At 59.2% G+C, this 17,376-nt stretch carries 11 protein-coding genes; 8 read left to right on the top strand and 3 right to left on the bottom strand.

Features of this window, described 5'->3' with window-relative positions:
• Nucleotides 1-175: 175 nt before the first annotated feature.
• From llg_RS16465 to llg_RS16475, 3 genes are all read right to left on the bottom strand, one after another.
• A complete protein-coding gene (locus tag llg_RS16465; protein WP_338285820.1) occupies nt 176-1,828 on the bottom strand; it encodes a sialate O-acetylesterase in 1,653 nt (550 codons plus the stop codon).
• A 44-nt stretch (nt 1,829-1,872) separates the two neighbouring features.
• Nucleotides 1,873-2,736 carry a dienelactone hydrolase family protein gene (locus llg_RS16470; protein WP_338285822.1) on the bottom strand — a complete coding sequence of 288 codons (864 nt, stop codon included), beginning with the start codon at nt 2,734-2,736 and terminating at the stop codon, nt 1,873-1,875.
• A gap of 266 nt (nt 2,737-3,002) precedes the next feature.
• Nucleotides 3,003-3,467 (bottom strand): AraC family transcriptional regulator, encoded by a 465-nt coding sequence (locus tag llg_RS16475; RefSeq protein WP_338285823.1) that lies wholly within the window; start codon nt 3,465-3,467, stop codon nt 3,003-3,005.
• A gap of 505 nt (nt 3,468-3,972) precedes the next feature.
• Between llg_RS16475 and llg_RS16480 the strand changes: the two genes are divergently transcribed.
• The 8 genes from llg_RS16480 to llg_RS16515 all read left to right on the top strand — a co-directional run bounded on the left by llg_RS16480 (nt 3,973) and on the right by llg_RS16515 (nt 17,222).
• Complete coding sequence (locus llg_RS16480) at nt 3,973-4,941, top strand: DUF6807 family protein (protein ID WP_338285824.1); 969 nt, start codon at nt 3,973-3,975, stop codon at nt 4,939-4,941.
• 293 nt (nt 4,942-5,234) lie between these two features.
• The gene (locus tag llg_RS16485) at nt 5,235-7,343 is read left to right on the top strand and encodes a PA14 domain-containing protein (protein ID WP_338285825.1); all 2,109 of its coding nucleotides are present in this window, start codon (nt 5,235-5,237) and stop codon (nt 7,341-7,343) included.
• Nucleotides 7,344-7,485: 142 nt separating this feature from the next.
• Nucleotides 7,486-10,050, top strand: a complete 2,565-nt coding sequence (locus tag llg_RS16490; protein ID WP_338285826.1) for a discoidin domain-containing protein — start codon at nt 7,486-7,488, stop codon at nt 10,048-10,050.
• A 29-nt stretch (nt 10,051-10,079) separates the two neighbouring features.
• Nucleotides 10,080-11,000 (top strand): ThuA domain-containing protein, encoded by a 921-nt coding sequence (locus llg_RS16495; RefSeq protein WP_338285828.1) that lies wholly within the window; start codon nt 10,080-10,082, stop codon nt 10,998-11,000.
• Nucleotides 11,001-11,138: 138 nt separating this feature from the next.
• Entirely contained in the window at nt 11,139-12,611 is a 1,473-nt protein-coding gene (locus tag llg_RS16500) for a PA14 domain-containing protein (protein WP_338285829.1), read from the top strand.
• Between the two features lie 23 nt (nt 12,612-12,634).
• Nucleotides 12,635-14,083 (top strand): hypothetical protein, encoded by a 1,449-nt coding sequence (locus llg_RS16505; RefSeq protein ID WP_338285830.1) that lies wholly within the window; start codon nt 12,635-12,637, stop codon nt 14,081-14,083.
• A 120-nt stretch (nt 14,084-14,203) separates the two neighbouring features.
• On the top strand, nt 14,204-15,886 hold the full coding sequence (locus llg_RS16510; RefSeq protein ID WP_338285832.1) for a sialate O-acetylesterase: 1,683 nt from the start codon (nt 14,204-14,206) through the stop codon (nt 15,884-15,886).
• 16 nt (nt 15,887-15,902) lie between these two features.
• On the top strand, nt 15,903-17,222 hold the full coding sequence (locus llg_RS16515) for a hypothetical protein (RefSeq protein ID WP_338285833.1): 1,320 nt from the start codon (nt 15,903-15,905) through the stop codon (nt 17,220-17,222).
• The last annotated feature ends 154 nt before the right edge of the window (nt 17,223-17,376 follow it).

The following is a 17,376-nucleotide window of genomic DNA, read 5'->3' on the forward strand; positions in this document are numbered from 1 at the left end:
ACCGCTCGCGGAAGTCTTCCAGCGACGCGATTCACTCTGGCAGCCCGATGGCGAAGCGGCTCCTCGGTTCAATCAAGGTGCTTGCGACAGCTCGTGATCCATCGCATCAGGCGGGACATTGACCCCGGCCCTTGCCGGAGATCTTTAGAGGAACCATCAGGTCATTCTTGGTGAATCACCAGTCGTCCGTCCGGAACGGCGAGGCGGGCAGACCTTCCGGGTTGTAGAGGTTGCCCGATGGATTTGTCGCCCAGTTGTAGCGGACGGCCACCGGAAGTTTCACCTCCGGCGACGACAAGATGATCGAGTCGCCCTGGATCCTGGCATCGGCGGCAACAAACTTCCGGTCCTCACCCGCGATGGCAAATCCCATCAACGAGGTCGTTGGAAGCGGCTTGCTTCCCCCGGCGATCCAGGGAGGGACCCCGATCGTGGGCTGGTTGCCAGGCTGTTTTTTGAAGGAAATCCGAATCTGGTCCCCCGTCCGTTCCATAGCCTCGTACATCGGCCCGGCAGCGACGGTTTGCTCGCCATAGGCGATTTGTCGGGCGGCCATCGCCAACCTCTCACCGACGCTGCGCTTGTGCACTGGATGGATGTCGTTGGCGTCGCCGACATCGACGGCGGAGGCCATTCCGGTTTTCGGCAGTCTCAGTGTTTTCAGTTGGGCTTCACGCAGGACCGGCCACGGAGCCTCCTCCACCGCTGTAGGAGGATGCGGTTTGAAACTGGCAAGCTGGACATAGAGGAAAGGAAAATCGCCCTGCGCCCAGTGCTCCCGCCAGTCCGTGATCAGGCGCGGAAACAACCTCACGTATTCTTTCGCCTCTTCCATGTTGTCCGCGTTGGATTCTCCCTGATACCAGATCACTCCCTTGATGGCATACGGGATCAGCGGAGAAATCATCGCGTTGAAATTGTTTCCTGGTCCGCTGAATCCTCCGTTCGGTTCCGGGGGATTGGGAATCTGGGGTCGCTTGGGCTCTGGCATTCCACCAGCCTTGGCTTGTTCCACCGCTTGTTTCCATTCTGACTCCGCAGCCTTTCGTTGCCGGTCGGCTTCCGCCTTCAGGGCGGGAAAAGCGGCGTTCTTCGCGGGATACTCGGCCACCAGTTTCTCGTGCTCCTCCACGTGGTGGGCGAGAGTAGGATCCTGCTTCAATCCCCCGACACTGGTCCAGGCTTCGGCAGGCGTGCCTCCCTTGTAGCTAGCGATCATTCCCACGGGAAGTCCCGTTGCTTTGCGGAGGTCGCGTGCGAAATAATAGCCCACGGCCGAAAAGCCGTTCCACGCCCACTGCGCACTCATCACTTGCGGGCTGCAAATCTGCCACTTGCCATTCAACGAGTCAGGTGGTGTTGCTGCCAGGTTGGACTGCGGTTCCAGTGCCGTGGCCCACGGGACGAAGAACATCCGGATCTGCGGATCGGTCGCAGAGCGGATGTTTTCAGGCCCGTCCGCATCCTTTTGGATTCCGAACTCCATGTTGGATTGGCCGGATGCGAGCCATACTTCGCCGATCAGAACATCGGTGAATTCGACTGTGTTGTCACCCTTCACGGTGAGTGTCACCGGCTCCCGCGTGATCTTCATCGGTGAAAACCGGACCTGCCAATTGCCTGCGGTGTCGGCGGTCGCGGCCTTCTGGTTCCCGGCTAGCGAAACCCAAACCTTCTCACCGGGAGCTGCCCAACCCCACACCGGTATGTCGGCACCCTGCTGCAAGACCATGTGGTCTCCGAAAATGGCCGGGAGTTTTACGGATCCCAACGCCGAAGGTAGAGGGAGCAACAGCAGCGCTGTGCACAGGCGGTGGATAGGGGACATGATTCGACAATAGGGTGATGAGGTGAAAGGGGGCAAACGTCCTGCTATTTCGAGACCGACGCTGGTGGTTGCACTTGGGAAAAGAGCCAATCCCAGAGCTCGGGGTTGGAATAGGCCGGGTCCCATGCGCCATGTCCGACGCCCGGGTATTCGGTATATTTCGGGGTGCCTCCCGCCGCCTTGATTGCAGCGACCATGTCGCGGGAACGTTGTGGGAGGACCGTGGTGTCGTCACTCCCGTGGAATACCCACAGTGGCAGATGGGCGAGCTTACCGGCAAGCGCCACGTCGCCTCCGCCACAGACCGGAATCGCGGCGGCGAATTTCTGGCAATCCCGCTGGAGAATGTCCCACGTGGCGAATCCACCCATGGACAGGCCGGTGACATAGATGCGGCTGCGGTCGACAGGATGGCCCTCGATGGTCTTCTCCAGCAACTCCATCGCCATCCTCATCTGCCAGGTGGGGTCACTGTCCATGGTGTGGGACGGTGACCCGAACCCGGTGTTCACCCACTTCTGATCACCTTCCTGGTTTCCAGGGGGGCATTGGGGGGCGATGACGAAACAAGGATACTTTTCCCAAAAGCGGACGCCGCGCAACCGCTGGAACTGTCCCCGGTTGTCAGAACCTCTCTCGCCGGCGCCATGGAAGAACAGGACAAGCGGATAGGTGGCGCCCGGCTTCAGATCGGCGGGTTGGTGGAACCGATAGGGCAACACGCGACCGTCCTTCTCGAGAAGCTCGAATTGGAAATCAGCGAAGGGCTTCTCCCAGTCCCTGAGCGGGTTCGAGACGTAGTCCGGCACCAGTGGATTCACAGCCGCCGGCGGGGTCTGTGCGACGAGGACTTCGGTTCCGATCCATAAAACGGATGCCGCCAGCGTGAGGAGCTTCAGGGACTTCATTGGTTTTCTCGTGGATGATTGGGATCAACGCTGCCGGCTTTCCATCGGTGGATTCCGGGTAACGGTTTGGAAAGGATCGGCACGACGAACCTCATGCAGATCATGGCATGGTCGAGTCGGCCGAGGTTCCGCCCGTCAGCGACAATTGAATAGTCCTTAAAGCGGGGACAGCATTTGGCCCCCGATCTTGAAGGCGACACTGGAGACGGATCGGGAGCGTAAGCTGAAAGCCACCCGCGGAGTGGATGTCGAGTAGCACATTCTGCTTAACGCACTTTCGAGATGGTTTCCAGTGTCCGGTAAAAGGTTCGCGCACGGTGTTTGTCCCGATAAGTGGAAGGGGACAAGCCCACGGCCTTGGTAAATTGGTGGGTGAGGTTGCTATGGTCGTAAAACCCGACGGTCTCGGCGATCGTCTTGATCGGGGTGTCCGTTTCGGCAAGCATCCGCATCGCGTGGTGAACCCGGATGCGGATGAGGCATTCGTTCGGCGTGACGCCGAGGATTCGCTTGAACGAGCTCCGGAGCGATTTTTCGGTCATCCCACAGCGGGCGGCCAGCGCCGGTAGTTCCAATGATTCCGTATAGTTCTCGTTCAAGTGATCGAACGCGATCTTCAGCGCGGGGCTTTTTCCCGGGACGGGAACCTCATCGGGATCATAAAATTCCAATGGGCCTTTCAGCCTGTATCTTCCCGCAATAGGAAGATCTGTCGAGAATGGTTCCAACACGGTGAGGCCGGGGTTGGAGATTTCAACGGGTGCCGCGGGGAGTGAACAAGATCCCGAGGGTGGCCAGTGGAGCAACCGTGGCAGCCGTAAGGTTGAAGAAGGTGCTGCCGTGGCAGGAAACCAGACGGGCGTGGAAGTTCATGGATTGAAATAAAACGGGGGGAATCTTGTTGAATCGGTGCATGGCCGCAAAATGGATCGGACACTTCACCGAGGTTCCCTGACGTGGAGAGAAGATTCATGAGGATGCTCGAAATCGCCTAGTCCCCAAATCGGTGACGCTTCGCCCGTGATGTTGCGCTCCTGCCAAGTGTTTTGTCCCCGCTTTGGGGACTGGTTCGTTGTTCCGATGAATCATAGTAACCTGATTTAGAGGAACAACGAGCCGGAGCAGATCAAACCTGACTTCTTTTCCGGGGTGCGAAAAGGCACCGCCGCTCATGCCGGGAAACTTGACACGGCGATCGAACTGCAACGTGCCCGCCAGTCCATTCCATCCGAATCCATGCGCATTTCTTACAAAACCTCCGCGTTCACGTTGCTGACATCGTTCGCTTTCCTGGCCGCCACCTTTGCCGAACCGGGCTACGACATCCGGGATGACAAGAAGCTGAAGCAGCTCGATGTCATGAAAGGGGGCAAGCTCGTGGGCCGCTATTTCTACGACTACGACAACTCCAGCGGGCAGCGCCGCGACGACACCTTCAAGACCTTCCTCCAACTCTACAATCCGGCGGGCGATCTTGCGATCTCGAAGGCGTTGGGTGGCGAATTCAGCCACCACCGTGGGATCTTCATCGGCTGGAACAAGGTCACGATCGACGGCGAGAGCTTCGACTGCTGGCATGGTCACGGCGGCGCGCAAGTCCACCAGGAGTTTTCCAAGGTCCGCGCTGACAAGGGGGCGACCAGCTTCACCTCCAGGTTGCTGTGGGAAAAGGGCAAGAACGGTCCCCCGGCAATCGAGGAGACGCGTACGATGACTTTCGTTCCCGCTCCATCACCGGCGTATGTGATGTTGGACTTCACCAGCACCCTGAAGACGCTCAATGGCAAGACGGTGATATTGGACGGAGATCCGGAACATGCGGGCATCCAGTTCCGAGCGGCCAAAGAGCTGGATCGCACCAAGACGCGCTACCTATACCCGCGGAAGAATGCCGACGCCCACCGGGACCAAGACTATCCGTGGGTCGCGTGTTCCTACGTGCTGGGGGAGAAGACCTACAGCGTCGTCTATCTGAATCATCCTGAAAACCCGAAGGACACAAAGTACTCGGCCTACCGCGACTACGCGCGGTTTGGTGCCTTTTTCAAGGCCACGCTGGAGAAGGATCAGGAACGCACGCTGAAGGTCCGGTTCATTGTCATGGAGTCCGCCCTGCCACCGGCCGAGTGGATTCAGAAGCAGTACAACGCTTATACCGGCAAGAAGGACGCGGCTCCGGAGACGACGGAGAAGGGGCCTAGCTGAGGCTTTGTCCTGACATGGGAGACCGCGGTTCGGGAACTCGTGCGGAGTTGTTGCGTTGCTTTGGGATTTGCCCGCCCCAGGCTCGCGCCACTCGATGAGAGCTGGGCCGCAGGGCTCCCGTTCCCCGGAGGCATCGCCGCGTTGTGCCTACGCTGCTTCCCCGATCCCGTCCCCTCTTTGGGGACTATTCTTTTGCCCGAGTTGGCCTGAGTCTCGATGTGATGAATTTGGTGCAGAGCAACAGCGTTCTCTCAAATGATTTGAAGCCCGACCTCAGTCACTGAAAAGCGACCATGAACCGAAACCTGCACATTCTAAGTAAAATATTCCTGTCCATGCTGGTCGGCAATTCACTGGCTGCTGCTGCCCCGGTCGTTCTCCAGGCAAAGTCGGGTAGTGGTCAAGTGCTGGAGCAAGTGCCGGTTCAGGTGAATGGCCGGGAGACCAGGGTATGGAGCTGTGAGGAGAAGTCCGGAGCCGTGAGCTTCAGGTCAGCCAATGAGATCGCAATTCCAGCCAGCGGCGTTCTTTACCTGAAGGTTGCGTATCTGGATGAAGGCTATGGCAAATTGAACGTGCAACTCATTCCGGATGGCGGCAAGGCGATCAAGCCGGACCGGCTTCTAGGCTGTCAGCGGACGAACTCCGGCAAGGTCGTTTCCGCCATGATGCGGATGAGCGGGATACCGGTTTCAGGAAAGGGCGGGATCTCGGTCAGGGTCGGGATCGAACGATCGGCCGGGGTGAAGCTCGCCATCGGGAGTGTCAGCCTGCAGGAGGGTCCGTTTGAAGAGGCGGCCTTCAAATACGTCATTTCCGATCCGTGGAATGGTCCATACCGGGGACCGCGGGTGAAGCCGGCGGACAACAGCACGCTGAAAGGGAAGGTGATGGCGGGCTATCAAGGATGGTTCCGCACGCCGAACGATCCGGAGGGCAGGGGATGGGTGCATTGGGGGAATATCCAGGATGGCTTGTTCACCACCGACATGTGGCCTGACACCTCGCAGTATCCGCCTTCGGCGCTTGAGAAGGCGGCCGACGTGAAGTTGAAGAGCGGCAAGCAGGCGTATTTGTTTTCCTCGGCCTGGCCCGGAGTGGTGGACACGCATTTCCGTTGGATGCGGGAGCACGACATTGATGGCGCCTTCCTGCAGCGATTTGTATCGGATGATTTCAATTCGATCAAAGGCGGTCCCGAGTGGGTGCTTGCGAACGTTCGCGCCGCGGCCAACCGCGAGGGGCGCATCTGGGCGGTGGAATACGACGTGAGCGGCTATCCCGACGCCAAGCTTCTGGAGACACTCAAGACCGACTGGAAGTGGTTCGTGGATCGATTCCATGTCCTCGACGATCCCAGCTATGCCCGTGAAGGCGGCAAGCCGGTGGTCTTCATCTGGGGGATGCCATTTACCAACAGGAATATCTCGCCGGAAACCGCCAATGCCGTGGCTGACTTCTTCAAGAACGATCCGAAGTACGGTGGGAACCACCTCATCGGAGGGATTCCGGGAAATTGGCGGAAAATGGACGCGCCGTGGCAGGAGCATTTCAAGAAGTATGACAGCGTTCTCTCATGGATGTCGCAGTCTTATGCCGAGGACGTGGCGGATTTCGGGAAACTGGGTCTTTCCTATCATGCGCATGTGAAGCCCGGGTTCTCCTGGGCCAATCTCAAGCATTTGCCGTCCGGTGATATGACCACGCAGTATACGCCGCGCGATGGTGGCCGATTTTACTGGAACCAGATTTCCAAAGCGGCCAAGGCCGGATCGGACCGGATGTTTGTCGGGATGTTCGACGAGTATGACGAAGCCACGGCCATCATGCCGATGAGTGACGATTCCCCGCCAACGCCAACGCGACCCGGGGTCGGCGCGACTTTTTATGACGGGCTCAACGCGCAGGAGCACGGTGAATTCGTCCGGCTGCCGCAGGTGGAAGTTGAACTGGGAGCGTCGAGGCCCACCAAGGGTGTTGCCGTGGACAATTTCTTTGTCCGCATGGGTGGCCGGATCGCTTTCCCCGTCACGGGTGAATACACGTTCTCGATCGAAGGGGTTCCAGGAGATGACGTGGAGTTGTTTTCCAATGGATCGAAAATCCTAGCGGCAAAAAATCTGAATGACGTGGCGACGACCTCGAAGCCTCTGACGTTCACTGCCGGATCGACCATGGATTACCGTTTGGACTACCGCCATCGAACGGGTAGGGGAACCCTCCGTCTGCTGTGGGAGTGTCAAGGCGTGCCGCGGCAGCCCGTGCCACCGAATGCCCTGCAGGACGCCTGGGGGCGCTTCATCACCAACGAAGGCAAGCCTCCCAAGCATTGGCTGAATCTGACCAAAATGGGCAAGGAAATGATCATCGGAAAGCGCCCGTGGGATTCTCCAATGCCATGAACCGAGTCCGGTCCGTAGCCCGGAAGGATTTCCAGCTTATCGCGGCGACTGCGTTGGCGCCGTGTCCAACCCATCGGAATCAAGCCCATCAGAAGGATGCCGTCCGCTCGTTGCCGGGGGCGATTGTTCAATCATTGATATTATGAAATACCATATCCTGTTTTCGTGCATCGCCACGATTGCTGTCTGTCAGGGGCAATCCGCGGAATTTCCCAAAATGCCACCCGTTCAGGCGAGGACTCCGGAGGAGGCGGCCAAGAGCTTCCTGTTGCCGGAAGGCTACCGTCTGCAACTCGTCCTGAGTGAACCCGAGATCACGGATCCGGTCGTGACCGTTTTCGACGGGGACGGACGGATGTTCGTCGCGGAAATGCGGACCTACATGAATGACATCGACGGAAACGACCAACGGAAGGCGACGAGCCGCATTTCGATGCACACTGACACGGACGGAGATGGCACTTATGACAAGCATTCCGTCTTCGTGGACAATCTGGTTTTGCCTCGCATGATCCTGCCACTGGGCAAGGGGCAGATCGTGGTCAATGAGACCGACTCGCTGGATCTCTACCTCTACACCGATACAAACGGCGACGGTGTGGCGGACAAGAAGGAGCTTTGGTGGCAAGGCGGGCCGCGCGGCGGCAATTTGGAACACCAGCCCAGCGGTTTGATCTGGGCGATCGATAACGCCATCTACACGACCTACAACAACTTCCGCCTGCGTTGGACGCCCACGGGTGTCAAAAAAGAGGCAACGGCTCCAAATGAAGGGCAATGGGGCCTCGGTCAGGATAATCACGGCAGCCTCTATTACGTGAACGCCGGTGGCGAAAAGGGGCCCATCAGTTTCCAGGCTCCCGTGGTTTACGGCATGTTCAATCCGCCGGACCAATTCGCAAATGGCTTCAAGGAGCTCTTCCCGGCGGCCGGGGTGCGGGATTTCCAGGGTGGATTGAGCCGGGTGCGCGAGCCGGAAGGCACGCTCAAGGGATTCACCTCGGGAGCCGGCATCGAGGTGTTCCGAGGCGACCAGCTTCCCAGTGAACTGCTGGGGGACGTGTTCTTCGGCGAACCGGTGGGACGCATGGTCCGCCGTTCGAAAGTCACGCTGGACGGCGGACTGAAGGTGCTGAGCAACCCCTATCAGGATCAGAAATCCGAGTTCCTCCGGTCCACGGATCTTTGCTTTCGGCCGGTCAACATGACGACCTCCCCGGATGGCACGATGTGCATCACCGATATGTATCGCGGTATCATCCAGGAATCCGCCTGGGTCAATCCAGGGAGCTATCTGCGGAAGGTCGTCGAACAATACAGCTTCGACAAAGTCACCGGTCGGGGGCGCATCTGGCGTCTCGTCCATACCTCGACAAAGCCCGTGAAACAGCCGCGGATGTATGAGGAAACGACCGCCCAATTGGTGGAACACTTGGCCCACCCCAACGGCTGGTGGCGTGATACGGCGCAACGCCTGATCGTTCTGAGGCAGGACATGTCGGTGGTTCCCGCGCTTGAAAAGATGGCTCGCAGCCATCCGCAGTATCTGGCGCGCCTCCACGCGCTCTGGACCTTGCAGGGTCTCGATGCCGCAACGCCCGCGCTCGTGCGCGAGAAAATGGCGGACTCCGATCCACATGTCCGCGCCGGGGCCATCCGCGTGAGCGAAACGTTGTTCCGGCAGGGTGATGCGTCGTTCCAGTCCGACATCGAGAAACTCGCACAGGACTCCGATCCGAACGTGGTGCTTCAGGCGTGCATGACCGCCAAGTATCTGGCCTGGCCCAACCACATGAAACTCGTGTCCGGCACGGTGCTGAAATCGACAGCCAAGGGTATCAAGGAGATCGGGGCCTATCTCACGCTGCCCCCAGGCCAAAAGCTGACCGAATATTCGGAAAAGGAGCGCGCGGTGATGAAGCGAGGCGAGGAAATCTATTCGACCATCTGTGCCAGTTGCCACGGTCAGAACGGTCTCGGGATCGAGGTTGCTGGCTCGAAGGGGGCCATGCTGGCTCCGCCTTTTGCAGGTTCCAAGACCATCACCAACAATCCGAAAGGGGGGGTCTACGTGCTCCTGAAGGGACTTGAAGGCGAGATCGCGGGCAAGAAGTACGAGGGCCTCATGATACCGATGGCCAGCAACGATGACGAATGGATCGCCGCGGTTGTCAGCTATGTCCGCAACAGCTTTGGGAATCGGGGTTCCTTCGTGACGCCGTCCGATGTGGCCCAGGCGCGCAAAGATACATCCAATCGCAGTGGGCCGTGGACCTATCAGGAACTTCAAGACAGTCTTCCCCAGATCGTCCCGTTGCAACGAATGAAGCTCAGTGCGAGCGTCAATGGTGCTGATGCGAGGAAGGCGGCTGATGGCAGCCCGGATACCCGTTACTCCACAGGCAAGGGCATGGAGCCTGGCATGTGGTTCCAGATCGAACTGGACAAGGAAACGCCCGTCCTTGGGGTCACCCTTGATTTCCGAAACTCGCCCAACGACTATCCACGCGGCTATGAAGTCGCCGTTTCAAAAGACGGCAAGCAGTGGGATCCGCCCATCGTCAGGGGTGACGGGAAGAAGGGGCCGATCATTGAAATCCCATTGAACTCGACGCCCGCGAAATTCATCAGGATCACCCAGTTGGGATCCGCCGGCAACCATTGGTCGATCCATGAGTTGCAGGTGATGGAAGATTCGAAAAAATAAGAATCCGAAAATTACCACCATCCATCCGCATGATTTCGTTCAGATCCTTCATCACGACCTCCATCGCCTCACTTCTCTGGTGTGGCACGGTTTTCTCCGCGCCTGCGGAGAAGGTCCGGGTCCTGCTCATCACCGGCCAGAACAACCACGACTGGATTCACAGCACGCCGGTGATCGAGGGGCTTCTGGAAGAAACCGGCCGCTTCGACGTCACCGTCAGCACCACCCCGTCCAAGGAAGCCCCGGAAGACGCGTGGAATGACTGGAATCCCAAGTTCAAGAACTACGACGTCGTGCTCAGCGACTACAACGGCAAGATGTGGCCGGAAACGGTGAAGGCCAATTTTGTCAGCTATGTGAACGACGGCGGTCGCGTGACCCTCGTCCACGCCGCAAACAACGCTTTCACCGGATGGACGGAATTCGAAACCATGGCCGGTCTGCTCTGGCGCAATGCCAGTTATGGAGACCGCCTCTATCTGGATGAGAACCTGAAGCTCGTTCGCCAGACTAAAGGCGAGGGCGTGAGCGGCGGTCATGGAGCGGGCCACGCTTATCAGATCACCACCCGCGACGATCAGAACCCGATCTTCAAGGGCTTGCCGAAGGTGTGGATGCATGTGAGCGACGAACTCTATCACGGTCAACGTGGCCCAGCGGAGAATGTCCACATCCTTGCGACGGCGTTTTCATCGACGGAAAGCAAGGGCACGGGTGTCCACGAGCCGATGGTTTGGTGGATTCCTTACGGCAAGGGCAAGGTGATCACATTGGTTCCCGGTCATCTCGGCGAGAACAGCAAGTATCCCACCACCTACGATTGCGTTGGCCTCCGAACCGTCCTGCAGCGGTCCGTTGAATGGGTCGCGACGGACAAGGTGACGATCCCGGTGCCGGAGAACTTTCCAACCGCCGACACGATCGGAGTGGTCGCCCAACCAGTACACTAAGCGGGCAACTACCTATCCCACATTCATCCGATGATTCTTCGTACTCCAGTCATTTTGTTAGCAACGGCCTCCTTGTCGTGGGGAGACGGGCCTGCCGATTTCACTACCTATTGTTCAGCCTGTCACGGTGCCGACGGAATGGGGGCGTCCAATGGAACATTCCCTCCGCTGGCAGGAAGCCCGTGGGTCGCGGGGGATCCGGATCGCGCGATCAAGGTGGTGTTGAACGGTCTGGAAGGTCCGGTGACGGTGGGAGAAAAGACCTACAATCTCGAAATGCCTCCACACGGTGGGATGCTCAAGGACGACCAGATCGCCGGTATTCTCACCTACGTCCGGTCGAGCTGGGGTAACAAGCATCAGCCCGTCACTGCGGCGCAGGTTTCCGCCATCCGCTCGGCGACCGCCAAACGCTCCGGTCACTGGACCTCTGACGAATTGGCAAAGCTGCATCCGTTGGAGGCGACCAAGCCGCCCATCAAGAATCTCATTTCCAAGGTCTATCACGGCGATTGGACGAAACTCCCTGACTATTCCACGCTCGAGGCAAAGTCCGTCGAGGAGGAACGCGAGGGGGTGATCAGCGTCTATCAATCCGACAGGAAGAACCACTATGGCATCGTCTGGGACGGTGAGATCGAGATTGCCGAGGAAGGCCGCTACACGGTGCAATTGAGTGTGGACGATGCCGCCGCTGTTTCCATCGATGGCAACCAATTGCTGAAAATAGACGGCACTGGACCGATGGGCCCGGGGCGAACCAGGGAAGCCGTCGTAGCCCTGACAAAGGGCGACCACAAGATCCACATCGATTATCTGGAGGTCACGGGAGGCAAAGGCATTTTCCTGGGTTTGAAAAGAGAAGGGGACAAAAGCTGGAAGGTGCTTTCAGCCAAGGTGGGCACTTCGGATGGCAAGCAGATTCCACCGATCCCAGTGGCTCCAGGAGCTGGGGAAGCGGTGATGTATCGCAATTTCATCGAGGATGTTTCTCCCCGCGCCATCGGTGTGGGTTACGACGGCGGGGTGAATCTGGCATTCAGCGCGGACAACCTTGCCGTTTCCCTTCTCTGGACCGGTGCATTCATCGATGCTGGTCGCCACTGGACCGACCGCGGCCAGGGCAACCAGCAGCCGTCCGGTGAAAACGTCATCCACCTCGGCAATCTCCCGGGCTTCGCTCAACTCGCGTCCCCAGATGCCCCATGGCCGAAGCTACCGGAGGATTCGCTGCCGTTCCGATTCAGGGGATACAAGCTGAACGCGGCCCAGCAACCCACTTTCATCTACGATCTGGGAGATGTGCGGGTGACCGATTCGCCGATGCCGGAGTTCAGCGCCGACGGCAGGAAACTTTCACTCCATCGCGTGTTGGGATTCAACAATCGGAGTTCCTCACCCTTGAAGGTATCCATGCTGCTGGCGCAGAACGAGGAGCTGGCAGAGCGATCGGACCGCGCCTTCGTTCTCGAAGGGAGTTCCGTCCTGCTTCTCGGCGAGGGGGTTAAATCCCGGCCGTCGATCCGCGGTAACGGGAAATCCAAACAACTCATCCTGCCGCTGGAGATCCCGCAGGGCGAGAGCCAGGTCTCGCTGAAATACCAATGGTGAATCTCACATCGTCTTCTGTCTTCATGAAATCCATTCTTGCCGTTCTTGCGGGCATTCCGGCGGCCATCGCCCAACCTGTTCAGTCCGATTACTATCTTCGTGAGGAAATCCCTCTTCCCAAGGATGAGGTGATGGAAGTCAGCTCCATCGCGCTGATGCCTGGCCGGAAGGTCGCCGTCGCCACGCGTCGCGGAGACGTCTGGATCTGCGAGGGGGCCTACGAAGCGGATCTTTCGAAAGTGAAATGGTCGCGTTTTGCCCGCAACCTGCACGAGCCGCTCGGCATGTTTTACAAGGACGGCTCCCTCACTCTGACACAGCGCCCCGAGGTAACCCGCCTGCGTGATACGAATAACGACGGCAGAGCGGATGCTTTTGAAACGCTCGGCTCCGGTTGGGGAATCAGCGGCGATTACCACGAATACGCCTTCGGCTCCGAGCCGGACAAGAACGGCGACATCTGGGTCGCCCTGTGTCTCACCGGATCCATGGGTGCGAAATCGCAGTGGCGAGGCTGGGCAATGCGCGTCACCGCCAAGGGGGAGGTGATCCCTGCCGTATCCGGTCTCCGCTCGCCGGGCGGAATCGGAAGCAACGCGGAGGGTGACCTGTTTTTCACGGACAACCAGGGACCTTGGAACGGGTCTTCCTCTCTCAAATGGCTCAAGCCCGGTTCGTTCCAGGGCAATCCCAGCGGCAATATCTACTATACCCAGACCGACGAGATCGGTCCGCGCCCGCCGGATCCGACGAACGAGAGCCGCATCGTCAGCGAGCGGCGGAGAATTCCGGCATTCGTCCCGCCGGCGGTGGTCTTCCCGCATGCCAAGGTTGGCAACTCGCCAACGGGCATCGCGGTTGATCTATCGAAAGGGAAATTCGGTCCGTGGGAAAAACAACTCTACGTGGGCGAGCAGACCCAATCGCAGGTGCAGCGCGTTTGTCTGGAAAAAGTCAACGGGCTCTACCAAGGCGCGGTGTTTCATTTTCTTGAGGGATTCGAAGCCGGGATCATTCCGGTGCGTTTCGATCCGCAGGACGGCACGATATTCGTGGGTGGCAGCAACCGGGGATGGGGCAGCCGCGGCAGCAAGCCGTTCACCTTTGAGCGTGTTCGCTGGAATGGAAAAGTTCCCTTTGAAATCAAGGAGATGAAAGCCAGACCCGACGGGTTCGAGTTGACGTTTACCGAGCCGATCGACCCGAAAACCGGATCAGACATCGCGAGCTATCCCATGAAGTCGTGGACCTACATTTATCAAGCCGCCTACGGAAGTCCCGAAGTCGATTTGAGCGAACCAAAGGTGGTGGAGGCCAAGGTCTCTGGTGACGGGCTGTCTGTCAGGTTGAAAGTGAAGGGCCTGGTGCAAGGCAATGTCCACTACCTCGATGGAAAGGCGCTGCGTTCGGCCAAGAATGGAGCCCTGCTCCATCCCGAAGCCTGGTATACGCTGAACGAGATCCCGAAGTAACAGGGGAGTCGGTCATCCTCCTGTTGGTTGCAGAGGCCGTCCGTGACCCGGGAGCACGTTTGCCCGGGTGTCCCCGCTTTGGGGACTATCTATATTCCGTCATCTGGCGGAATACTCGGTATGAAAGAAGGAATACGCGTCCATGGCGAAGTAGTCCCTGCAATCCCTGAAATTTCGTGCGCGAAACAGACCCTGCGCAATGGGTCATCATCGCCTGCTGCTGTCGCAAATCTCACCATGAATTATCCCCGTTCCATCACTCGTGTGTTCCTCGTCACCGCCGTCGGCATGCTCGCGGCCTCGGCGGATGTCGTGCTCAATCCGATATTCGGAGATCATATGGTCCTGCAACGGGAAAAGCCGCTTCCGGTGTGGGGCACCGCATCCCCGAACGAAAGGATCACGGTGACTTTCAACGGTTTTGTCGAGCGGGCTACCGCGGATGCTGCTGGCAAGTGGATGGTCAGGCTGCCCGCCCAAAAACTTTCGAAGGTGCCTGCGGTCCTTTCCGTGAAGGGCAACAACGAGATCACCCTTTCGGATATCCTCGTGGGGGATGTCTGGCTGGGCACCGGCCAGTCGAACATGGACTGGGTCGTCAGCGGGACGGACGGAAAAGAGGCTGTCCAGAAATCCATGCCGGGCCAATATGACGGTATCCGTCTTTTCAAAGTGGGTGAGGCCGTGGCGGACGAGCCGCTTCGCGAGGTCAAGGGCGCTTGGACCGAAGCGCGAAAGGAAACGGTCATGGGTTTCAGCGCGACATTGTTTTTCTTCGGCGAGTCCCTGAAGCTGCGCCAGCCGGATGTCCCGCTCGGCCTGATCCGCTCCTCCCTCGGAGCCACCAACGCCTTTTCCTGGATCCCCAATGAGGTGCGGGATACGGATGGTTCGACCGCTTATTTGCGGGAGTGGTGGGGAAACGCCACCAAGGGCTGGACACCTGAAAAGCAGGAGGAGCGCGACAAACAGAGCGCTGCCTACGAGGAACAGGTAGCGGCCTACCGCGCCCGGAAGGAGAGCACGGATTCCTTGAAGAAGCCCGGCGAGTTGATGGGCCCGAGATATTCGCGCCGTCCGTCCGGCCTCTACAATGGCATGATCGCCCCCCTCCATCCCGTCGCACTGCGAGGAGTGATTTGGTATCAGGGCGAGTGGGACTCCAAGAAGGACTGGGTCAAGGTCTACCGCGGCACCCTCGCGGCTCTCGCGAAAAGCTGGCGCAGCAACTGGGCGAAGGCTGCTGGCGACCCGGCCCTCGGCGATTTCCCATTTTATCTGGTCCAGCTTCCTTCCCGCATCTCCGGCGATGGTGACTACTGGCCCTTCATGCGTGAAATCCAGCAACAGCTTGCCACCGACATTCCGAACAGCGGTTTTGTCACCACCTTCGACCTCAATGATGGCAAGGAATTACATCCCGTGGAGAAGGTCCAGATCGGCAAGCGTCTCGCGAACCTCGCTCTGGCGAGGGAGTATGGGCAAAAGGTTGCCTATCACGGACCGCTCTATCGGGAACTCAGAGTCGTCGGCGACCACCTCGTTCTTCGGTTTGACATCGGCGCGGACACTCTCAAAAGCACCGATGGTGAACCCTTGAGGAACTTCGAGATTGCGGGTGCGGACGGCGTTTATCACCCCGCAACTGTGAAGCTCAATGGCGACTTGGTTGAGGTCTCATCGGCAGCCGTGCCGAAGCCTGCCACCGTCAGATACGGGTGGATGCCGACCCCGGAGAGGCCGAACTTCGTCAATTCCGCCGACCTGCCAGCCAGCCCTTTCCGTACTGACCCGGTTCCCTAAACCCACGACTTTTCCGATGTCCGACGAATTCATTCGAGACCACGCTTCGCGAAAGCCCCACCCGTTGTCCTTCTGGCGGAAGCTCGGCGGTGGTTCCCTTTCCGTTTCCATCATTGTCCATGCCATCCTGCTGTCCTTGGGCGTGGTATGGGTGTTCCAGGTTATCCCCGCCAAGAAGGCGGAGGTCGATTTCATGCCGAAGGGCGGGGGCGGCGGTTCGCCTGGCGTGAACGAGGTGAGTCAGAAGAAGAAGCGGGCCACCATGAACACGGCGAACGCGCCGCGCATGTCCGCGAAGGGGGCGACGTCGTCGTTCACGTTGCCGGAGGTCGATCCCGCGGCGTCGATGTCGTCGTTGGGCTCGCTCGGTTCGGGTGCGCTGTCCGGTGGTCTCGGAGGCAGTGGCACGGGAGGGGGTCGTGGCAATGGCACCGGCCCGGGGTTCGGCGCCGGGACTGGTCCGGGCCTCGGGGGAAATGCCAGCGGCGCCAACCTCTTCGGTCTCATCGATCCGAACGCGGGCGCGATGATCGGCACCTTCTATGACATGAAGCAGACGGACAAGCGCGAGTCGACGGACGTCACACCGGGCGACATGCCGAAGATCGTGCGTGAGTTCGTGAACGACGGCTGGCACGACAGCAAGCTGAAGAAATACTATCAGGCTCCGCAGAAGCTTTACCAGACCCGCGTTTTCATCCCGAGGATATCCGCCGATGCCGCGCCCGCCGCCTTCAAGTGCGAGAAGGAGGTGCAGCCGAGCCGCTGGGTGGTGGTCTATCGCGGCAGCGTGATCCCGCCCAAGACCGCGCGCTACCGCTTCGTCGGCGCGGCGGATGACATCCTGGTGGTCCGCTTCAACCGCAAGGAGGTGTTCGATCATGGCTATGCGTCCGGAACCGCGCCAATATCACCGGCCAGCAAGGAAACCCGCGCCGTTTTGCGTGGCGAGGTGCAGAACCGGGAACTCGAAAAGACGATCCGTCACGACTATCCGATGAAGATCCCGGTGACCTACTATCAGTATGACGCTCTCGGTGGCTGGAATAACTCGATCGGCGGCTTGGCCGTCGGAGCCGAGTTCGAGGCGAATGCCGGAACGGAATACGAAATGGAGATCCTCATCAGCGAGGTGCCGGGCGGCTCGTTCGGGGCGCTGCTTTACATCGAGGAAATTGGAGCGACCTATCAGAAGACCTCGACGGGCGCCCCGATCTTGCCTCTGTTCCGCTTGGATTCCTCGTTGCCGGCGGTGAAGCCGAGCGATCAGGCGGCACCCTTCGATCCCGGTGGTCCGGTGTGGAAGCTGGGCCGCAAGACCGCCAAGGGGATTTGAAGAGTATCTAGCCGGAAGCCCTGCTTTCAGGAGGTAGGGAAACGCCCCTGCTAGCGATGGTGCTCGCCAAGGAAGAGGGCCTGGGCAGGACATTTCCTGCCCAGGCCTTGTGCATTTCAAGGACTCGTCACGGCATGACGTCACGGTGGCGAAG

Origin of the sequence: Luteolibacter sp. LG18 (genome assembly GCF_036322585.1) — a bacterium.
Lineage (GTDB): Bacteria > Verrucomicrobiota > Verrucomicrobiia > Verrucomicrobiales > Akkermansiaceae > Luteolibacter.

Excerpts from the sequence above, each read along its gene's own strand:
- llg_RS16465 (WP_338285820.1), bottom strand. The coding sequence starts at position 1,828 with ATGTCCCCTATCCACCGCCTGTGCACAGCGCTGCTGTTGCTCCCTCTA.
- llg_RS16470 (WP_338285822.1), bottom strand. The coding sequence starts at position 2,736 with ATGAAGTCCCTGAAGCTCCTCACGCTGGCGGCATCCGTTTTATGGATC.
- llg_RS16480 (WP_338285824.1), top strand. The coding sequence starts at position 3,973 with ATGCGCATTTCTTACAAAACCTCCGCGTTCACGTTGCTGACATCGTTC.
- llg_RS16485 (WP_338285825.1), top strand. The coding sequence starts at position 5,235 with ATGAACCGAAACCTGCACATTCTAAGTAAAATATTCCTGTCCATGCTG.
- llg_RS16490 (WP_338285826.1), top strand. The coding sequence starts at position 7,486 with ATGAAATACCATATCCTGTTTTCGTGCATCGCCACGATTGCTGTCTGT.
- llg_RS16495 (WP_338285828.1), top strand. The coding sequence starts at position 10,080 with ATGATTTCGTTCAGATCCTTCATCACGACCTCCATCGCCTCACTTCTC.
- llg_RS16500 (WP_338285829.1), top strand. The coding sequence starts at position 11,139 with ATGGGGGCGTCCAATGGAACATTCCCTCCGCTGGCAGGAAGCCCGTGG.
- llg_RS16505 (WP_338285830.1), top strand. The coding sequence starts at position 12,635 with ATGAAATCCATTCTTGCCGTTCTTGCGGGCATTCCGGCGGCCATCGCC.
- llg_RS16510 (WP_338285832.1), top strand. The coding sequence starts at position 14,204 with ATGAAAGAAGGAATACGCGTCCATGGCGAAGTAGTCCCTGCAATCCCT.
- llg_RS16515 (WP_338285833.1), top strand. The coding sequence starts at position 15,903 with ATGTCCGACGAATTCATTCGAGACCACGCTTCGCGAAAGCCCCACCCG.